This is a genomic window from Psychrobacter sp., from assembly GCF_036731945.1.
In the GTDB taxonomy this organism is placed as follows: domain Bacteria; phylum Pseudomonadota; class Gammaproteobacteria; order Pseudomonadales; family Moraxellaceae; genus Psychrobacter.
In genome coordinates, this window is record NZ_DAINDI010000086.1 from 1 (window position 1) to 7662 (window position 7662).

General features: G+C 43.5%; 5 protein-coding genes and 2 pseudogenes. 3 read left to right on the forward strand and 4 right to left on the reverse strand.

Features of this window, described 5'->3' with window-relative positions; all coding sequences use genetic code 11:
- Together glnE and V7D75_RS13265 are read left to right on the forward strand one after the other, a co-directional pair.
- Positions 1-1382: pseudogene (gene glnE, locus V7D75_RS13260) on the forward strand (bifunctional [glutamate--ammonia ligase]-adenylyl-L-tyrosine phosphorylase/[glutamate--ammonia-ligase] adenylyltransferase); the annotation flags it as partial.
- Between the two features lie 287 nt (positions 1383-1669).
- Positions 1670-2599, forward strand: a complete 930-nt coding sequence (locus V7D75_RS13265) for a branched-chain amino acid transaminase (protein WP_333614933.1) — start codon at positions 1670-1672, stop codon at positions 2597-2599.
- Positions 2600-2728: 129 nt separating this feature from the next.
- Here the strand turns inward: V7D75_RS13265 and V7D75_RS13270 are convergent, their stop codons facing one another.
- The 4 genes from V7D75_RS13270 to V7D75_RS13285 all read right to left on the reverse strand — a co-directional run bounded on the left by V7D75_RS13270 (position 2729) and on the right by V7D75_RS13285 (position 6834).
- A complete protein-coding gene (locus V7D75_RS13270) occupies positions 2729-3610 on the reverse strand; it encodes a ChbG/HpnK family deacetylase (RefSeq protein ID WP_333614934.1) in 882 nt (293 codons plus the stop codon).
- Positions 3607-4056: a GtrA family protein gene (locus tag V7D75_RS13275; RefSeq protein WP_333614935.1), complete on the reverse strand. Its 450-nt coding sequence runs from the start codon at positions 4054-4056 to the stop codon at positions 3607-3609. Before V7D75_RS13275 ends, V7D75_RS13270 begins: the two co-directional genes overlap by 4 nt.
- Positions 4049-5152, reverse strand: a complete 1104-nt coding sequence (locus V7D75_RS13280) for a glycosyltransferase family 2 protein (RefSeq protein ID WP_333614936.1) — start codon at positions 5150-5152, stop codon at positions 4049-4051. The genes V7D75_RS13275 and V7D75_RS13280 overlap by 8 nt, the downstream gene beginning before the upstream one ends.
- Positions 5153-5226: 74 nt before the next feature.
- A complete protein-coding gene (locus tag V7D75_RS13285; RefSeq protein ID WP_333614937.1) occupies positions 5227-6834 on the reverse strand; it encodes a glycosyltransferase family 39 protein in 1608 nt (535 codons plus the stop codon).
- 189 nt (positions 6835-7023) lie between these two features.
- On the opposite strand from V7D75_RS13285, the pseudogene V7D75_RS13290 reads away from it, so the two are divergent.
- Positions 7024-7662: pseudogene (locus tag V7D75_RS13290) on the forward strand (glycosyltransferase); the annotation flags it as partial.

The window sequence follows — 7662 nt, forward strand, 5'->3', positions numbered from 1 at the left end:
CGTGAGCGTTTGGATGATGCGTATCCTGTGATTGTCCACGCGCTCCTTGTCCATGAAGAGCAGCAGCAGCTTGCTAATATCGCTTTGCCGCGTTTAATAAATTTGCTAGAAGCTATTTGCCGTCGTTCTATTTATTTAGTGATGATTGCAGAAAATCCCAATGCCACCGTTGAGCTTATTCCGATGTTATCAGCCAGCCCTTGGATTGCAAAAGAATTGGCGCAGTATCCGGTGTTATTAGATACCTTCTTACAGCAGCGCTATCGGCATTTGCCTGACAAGCTTGAGCTGCGTGATATTTTGCGCCAGCAGTTGTTGCGCGTAGAGCCGAACGATGAAGAGGAGCTACTTAGCGTACTGCGATTGTTTAAAAAGAACCAAGTGCTCGCAGTGGCTGCCAGTGACGTGCTGGCAGAGCGCCCAATCATGAAAGTGTCAGATTCTCTGACTTATATTGCCGCTGTGGTACTTGAGGCCGCGCTTGAGCGCGCCTTTGCTGAAATCGTCAAACGCTACGGCTATCCAATTGGTCAAGATGGCGATCCGGTCACCGAAGCGGATTGCGGCTTTGCCATTATTGGTTACGGCAAGCTTGGCGGGCTTGAGTTATCCTATTCGTCCGATTTAGACTTGGTGTTTTTGCATAAAATAAAAGAGCAGGGCATGACCACGGGCGAAAAATCGGTCAGTGGCATGAAATTTGCCGCCCGCTTGGCGCAAAAGCTGATGACTTATCTGAATACCCAAACCCGTGATGGCCGTGCTTATGAAGTCGATATGCGCCTGCGTCCCTCGGGTAATGCAGGCATGATGGTGGTTTCTTGTCATGCCTTTGAAACTTATCAGCTTGAGAAAGCGTGGTCTTGGGAGCATCAAGCACTGGTGCGGGCGCGGGCCATCTGCGGTGATAAGCGCGTCACTGCGCGTTTTTGTGACATTCGTCGCACCGTTTTGTCTCTACCGCGTACGATTGAGCAAGTTCGTATCGAAGTCACCAGTATGCGTATTAAAATGCAAAAGCATCTAGGCACCAGTCAGCACCAGCAGCAAGCGGGCAAATTCCATCTCAAGCAAGATGCTGGCGGCATTGTCGATATTGAATTTTTGGCGCAATTTGCGGTATTGGCTTATTCACACGAGCATCCCAGTTTGACCAAATGGAGTGATAACGTCGGATTTTTGAAGAAGTCGCCGCGCTTGGTATCTGGGAGGTAGAGGTTTGCCAAGATTTGACCGATGCTTATTTACGCATCCGCGCCGCGACGCACCAATTGGCCTTATCCAAGCAATCGTTGCTGGTAGATGAGTCACTTTGGACAGAAACGCGAGCACTGGTACAAGCGCAGTGGCAACATCTGATGGGGGTGGAATCAGCAGAATAACGCTGCTGTAAAATAATGCGGCGGCAGTAAAAAGTTAACGCAATAAGCGCAGGGCTTTAATAGGGATTTTATTCAATGGTGTATGAATAAAAGCCATGTGGTGATAAACTAAAATATTGTATTTGCTTGACGTGCCGGTGATATAATCACTGGCACCTTAAATTTAACCATAGAAAAATTTGCCCCTAAAAATAGGCACTCAGCGCCAGCAGGCAATTTTAATCAATTTGTTTACTTAACACTCAACAACAAAAGTTAGACGTCAGCGCTAGCATAAGGACTATTAAATGAATATGGCAACACAAGAAGGTAAGCTTTGGATGAATGGCACGATGATTGAGCAGCCAGATGCCAAGGTTCATGTGCTTACGCATAGCTTGCATTACGGTATGGCGGTGTTTGAAGGGGTACGTGCTTATCAAACAGCTGACAATCGCACCGCAATTTTTCGCTTAAAAGACCATACTGATCGTCTATTGGGTTCTGCAAAAATCTTCCAAATGAATGTGCCGTTTGATGCAGCGGCACTTGAGCAAGCGCAAAAAGATGTGGTCAAGCAAAACAACTTGGCAGAAGCCTATATTCGCCCACTTATTTGGGTTGGCGCCGAGAAATTGGGTCTATCATCGCGTGACAATAGTATCAATGCCATGGTCGCTGCTTGGCATTGGGGCGCATACCTTGGTGAAGAGGGTATCAAAAACGGTATCCGTGTAAAAACATCATCATTTACACATCACATGACCAACGTGACCATGTGTAAGGCAAAAGCCTCAAGTAACTATCCTGTGTCTATCATGGCTAACCAAGAAGTCACGCGTAATGGTTATGACGAAGCCATCTTGATGGACCCACAAGGTTATGTCTGCCAAGGCGCGGGCGAGAACTTATTCTTAGTCAAAGATGGTGTACTGCATACCCCAGATTTGGGCGGCGGCGCCCTTGACGGTATCACTCGCCGTACTATCATTCAGTTTGCTGATGATTTGGGTATCAAAGTCGTTGAGCGCCGTATCACTCGTGATGAGTTTTACTTAGCCGATGAAATCTTTATGACCGGTACCGCGGCTGAAGTGACACCTATTCGTGAATACGATGACCGTGTCATCGGTAATGGGGGCCGTGGTCCATTGACTGAGAAATTGCAAACCTTATACTTTGATGTAGTACATGGCCGTAATGAGCAGTATATGGATTGGTTAAGCTTTATTGATTAATTTTTAAAGCTACATTTCATTTTTAAAACCATATCGTATGAATAAAAAAGCTAAGACTCATCAAGAGTCTTAGCTTTTTTTCTTTATCATTGCGTCATTTTTATTATGGCTTTGATAATTATTAAAGTTTCAAGAGGGTGATGTTATATCTGACCAGCGCATCAGTTTTACTTCGTACTGAGCTAATAACTCTTCAAACTCTTCACTGATTAACCATTCATACTCAATCTCACGAGCCGCTTTGATTTCATCCTGCCAGCTATTACTCTCATTTTCAGGAACAGCAGGATGACACATAATCAGTGTAGGTGTTAGGTTAGCTGTATGATACGGTGCAGCTTGCAGCCACTTTTCCCATAACATTGCTAATTGCTGACGATCAGCATCGAAACCATAAACCCCACCAAATTTATCATTGGTTATAATTTGATGATGCTGACAAGATTTTCGCCAAGCATAACCACCTAGTATGTAAATGATCCAAGACTTTACGTCATTGATAAGCGGTGTAGTAACGCGTGCGCTAAGCGTATCTTTTGATACCTCACTACGATAACGGTTAGTTAATTCATTAATCAAACACTGACGAATAACCGGAAACTGATGGATATGTTGATGTCCGTCAATAAATACAGGCGCACGATTAAAGCGTTCTTCAAATCCATCTAATTGTTGTTTAATAATATCGGTTACTTGCCTGGGATTAAAACGACGCAAGTAGCTAGCGATAATGACTGATTTCAATGAACCACGCAGAGTGGAGGCAAATATACCCGTCAAATCTAAATGCAAGCCAATATCGACATTGAGTTGGTTCAGACGATTGATATCGCTATCCGTAATTGTACCGCCAACCATATAGCTGCTAGCACCAATACGACCAAGTTCAGCAAGATGAATGACCGCATCGTTGACTGCAGTCGACAATCCTAAATCATCAACGTTAATAATCACAGGGCGGGCAGTGTTAGAGAGCGAAGCAGCTTGCTCTTGATAATGAGGATGGCTCATGGTTTAAACGCCCAAAATTTACCCAAGGCAAAGGTCATGACCGTGATAACGCCCGTGACTAGCAGCCATATCAGCATATAATATTGCTCGCCAAACCAACGTAACCCTAAAACGAATAAGCCTTGATTGGCAATAAATCCTGCAGCAGAACTACTAAACCATTTTCCTAAAGCAGGAAGATGCCTTTTTTTATGAATATGATTATTGTTTGGCCGAATACCCTTATCTGAATACTCTGATTGTTTAAAGGTAAGATAAAAATGTCCAAAGAAGCTCACCACAAAAGCAAGTAAAAAAGCGCCTACGTTTGCCCATGCTGGCGTGGCAGTCGTGAAATTAACAATACTGACCAATACTAAAAAATGCACCAAAGCCGCACTGGCACCAACGGCTAAAAACCAAAGGGCTTGCATAGAATTCGATTGCGTTTCTACTGTGTTATTCATCAGCTGCTTTGTCCATTGCACTTTTGGCCGTCGCCTGTAGGTAACTATCAGCGTATTGATGAGTAGTATGCGCAGACTTGCTATTGATGACTTCATCGATTAAATACAGTGGTCGCTGCTTAACCTCTTCATAGAGTCTACCGACATATTCGCCAATCACGCCAATACAAACCAGTTGTATACCAGTAGAAAACATAATTCCTGCGGCAACCGTTGCCCAGCCTGCGACATCGCTACCAAATATTAAGGTATCTATCACGATATATAAGCCGTATAAAAAAGCCAATGCAGAGACTGCAAAACCTATGCGTGAAATCAGACGCAGTGGTCGCTGAGAAAAGGAGGTAATACCTACCAGTGCCAATTCAAACAAGCTGCCATAGTTAAATTTACTTTCACCAGTATCGCGATTGGCAGCGGTAAAGGGCAAATAGACCGTATTAAAGCCAACCCAAGCATACAAGCCTTTCATAAAGCGTTGGCGCTCGGGTAATGAGCGTAAAGCATTTAGCACCTTGCGATTCATCACCCGAAAATCACCGGCATTAGGACGAATCTCATAACGCTGACTGTCCTGGATAAAATGATAAAAACTGCCTTTTAAAGTTTTTGCAAGCCGGCTTTCATGCGGGCGATTGGCTTGAATACCCGCGACCATATCAATATCCGATTGCTCAATCATCGTTAGCATTTGTGTGAGTACTGGTAAAGGATGCTGTCCATCGGCGTCAATCATAGCAACCATCTCGCCTCGCGCGGCTGCTAGACCAGCACTGAGTGCAGGCTCTTTACCAAAATTACGCGATAAACGTATGAGCTCTAAGTCGGTGTTTGCTGGACGAGTAGGCATTAACTGTGTGACTACCTCAACTAAGTTGTCGCGGCTACCATCATCAACAATAATAATCTCACAGCTTGCTATTCTTGCTGTTGAGCCCCCTAGATTTTGCTCGGCCGATGCTATCTTTATTGGCGCGTGTAGTGTCTGCGTAAAGGCGAAGACTTCTGGCAAAAACACTTGTAAGGCTTCAGCATCATTATACGCAGGCATAATAATCGACAAATAAGGGCGAGATTGTGACAACTGATCTAGCATAAATACTCAATTATTTTATTCATATAAATGGCTATTTACCAGCCGCTGATAAGCAAATGCTGATAGACAAAGTTTTATTTTGAATCCTGAAAGCAGCGACTTGGAACATAAGCCACCCAGTTTATCAATAACGGCTTTTCTATCTTGCCGTCACGCCAATCAATCTGCCATTGACCCTGCTGCTTAATTAAGACATTAGCGTTGTTATGGCTATTCTCTACTTCAGTAGTGGCAATAGCATCAACATCATCAAGCAACGGTAGGACGATATCTTCTTCGCCCTCTTGCCACATGACTAACGTACCATTCTTTTGTAAACGTTCAATATTCATCCAAGGCGAGTGGCTTGCAGGACCGGATATCATTTGTGAGGGAAAGCCGCTATTCATCGCCACTAATGCGCCAAGCCAGCGATCACCTGAAACGCTATCAAGTGTACAGCTACTCAATGATTGCCAAGTGGTTTGTGCTTGAACTGTCAATGCCTGCTCCGGCCACTGCATACGAGAAGGCTTATGACGAATCTTGTCGCCAAAGCCCACATATACTACCATTAGTACGGTGACAAGTGACAACCAAATAGTCAGAGCTTTTCGTAGCTTGATGGCGGTTAATAATTGAGTGGCAGGTGCTATCAAGGAGGCAGCGAGCAACCCTGACAGTGCCCACATTGGCATACCCCACATATCACGCAAGCCCACCCCAAACACCAAGCTTAAAACAACCAATACCGCCATTGGTGATAACCACATATACCAAAGTAATGCTGCGTTCTGCGGCAAGCTGTGCTTGTAGTCATCAGTCTTTAATAAACGCTTGCGATTAACAGCAAGCATGATAAATAGCGGAATATGGGCGACAAGCTGAGCAATGATAAATCCTATCCAGCTAAAATGCCGCTTGATGTTATATGCCCCAGCAGCAACCTCTTGCGAGCGTCCACTGGCATAACTAAGCGGCAACCAATCGTGCGTTGCTAACCAATATAAATGCGGTGCGAAGATAGCCAACATAATAAAAGCCGCTATCCACGGTTTCGGTTGTTTTAATAATGGCCACTGTCTTGGCAGCATTAAATAGAATGCCATTGGTATCAGTAAGAATATTACAGTGTACTTGGTTAGCATGCCAAGTCCACCAATCACACCCAGTAATATCCAATCTCTGAGACGGTTTTGAGTCATAGATTGATAAAACGCTAAGTACAATCCTGCCCAAATGGGAAACTGAGCGACGTTGTGATTAAACTCAAGGCTAGGGTAAGTGTAGTACAGAACCGCTAAAGTTAACGCACTACCGATTAGAGCGGTGGTCGGTGACCAAATCTTCTTACCTAACTGATAAATTAGGACTAAGGTCAGTAAGACAGATAATTGGCTGAGTAAATAAGGGCCAACATGACCAAACAATTGATAAAAGCTGTATAATATCCATGACGATAATGGGGGATGTTTATAATAGCCCCATTGCCATTCGCTGCCCCAATTTATACCCTCGCTAACATCGAAGGGTACACTGCTGGCTAGAAAGCTTGGAGTGATAGACCAAACCAAAAAGTAAGCCATTAAAAACAACCCAAACCCGCGCCAAGATTTAGGTTCTTCAGGCTGTTGTTTAGGAAGAATATCCATGCCATTATTTATAGGCTGAGCATAAGAGGACGATAGTTCAGCGGGTGTCATAATACGAGCCTTATAATAATATAACCACCTTAAAGTAAGTCTGGTCTATAAGTTTTTCCGTATTATAGAGACAATTGACGGATAGGCATAGTCGGGCACGATTTTTATCTGTCGTATTATGAGTTTTTCGTTATTAAAAACCATTAACATATAATAATTTTTATTATACTTAATTATTAGGATTTAATTATGAGTGATGAGATTATCAAAGTTTTTGTAGGGTGCGATCCTAATAACTGTGATTTAGAGCAAATGATGGTTCTAGAGTATAGTATTCATAAACATACCAAATCGCCAGTCGAAATCATATGGATGCAGCTATCACGCAATCCAGATAGTTATTGGTATTCTAACCCTGAAACAGGGGAAGGTTGGAATACGGCTAAGTGGGCAACCCCTTTTTCAGGATTCCGTTGGGCAATTCCAGAATATTGTAACTATTCTGGCAGAGCAATTTATATGGACGCCGATGTGGTCATCTTGAGCGACTTGGCTCAACTATGGCAACATCCTATTGAAGGCCAAGCTATTGTAGCTGCTAAAACGAATGCTGATATGACGAGGTTATGTACCTGCCTATGGGATTGTACCAAAGCGAAAAGCAAGATACTGCCAATTGAGCAGCTTAGACAAGATGTTGATAGTCATCAAAAAATGATGGATCTAATTAAGTTTAACCCTCAGCTCGTTGAGCCTTATGAAGATAGCTATAATTGTATCGATGGTGAAGACTTACCGTTAGAAGAGATTAAGATATTACATTATTCAGATATGGGCACGCAGTTTAGTCATAAATACGCGCTTGCAAGAGTCGAGGAGGAGGGGTTT